The organism is Tannerella forsythia (genome assembly GCF_001006485.1).
In the GTDB taxonomy this organism is placed as follows: domain Bacteria; phylum Bacteroidota; class Bacteroidia; order Bacteroidales; family Tannerellaceae; genus Tannerella; species Tannerella forsythia.
This window is the reverse complement of sequence record NZ_JUET01000125.1, coordinates 1-460: the sequence shown is the minus strand read 5'-3', so window position 1 is coordinate 460 and position 460 is coordinate 1. Positions and strand designations below refer to the sequence as shown.

The window sequence follows — 460 nt, the reverse complement described above, 5'->3', positions numbered from 1 at the left end:
GCAGGGGAACCACGATATCAAGGGCACGGATCAGGACTGGTATGACAACGTCAGTGATCTGATTCCGGACGACGCCATTCAGATGGCCGGTCAGAAAGACAAAAACTATGCGCTGGTGCGTGGCAATGTGCTTATCGTTACGGTTTCCTACGGGCAGATTCCGTTCGCCTATGACTTCGTCCGGGAGATGATTGAAACCTACCGTGATCAGGTTGATCACATCATCGTATCGTCCCACAACACGATGGTCGGCAGCCGTTACGGCAACATTCGCGAGCGTGCGGTAGAAGCCTACGACACCTCCGAGGGTGATCAGCAGTTTTTGCTGGTGCACGACGATTACCGCCAGCTGTTTGCCGATAATGATGTCATCTACGTGGCAGGCCATGAGCACCAGTATATTCGCAGCCTGATATCGGGCTATTACGGAGGCCACTACACCTGTCTCTTATACACATCT

Annotated in this window: 1 protein-coding gene; it reads left to right on the top strand. The window is 52.8% G+C overall.

What is annotated here, in order from left to right:
* A partial coding sequence (locus tag Tanf_RS16745) for a hypothetical protein (protein WP_046826018.1) occupies nt 1-460 on the top strand: 460 nt, incomplete at both ends.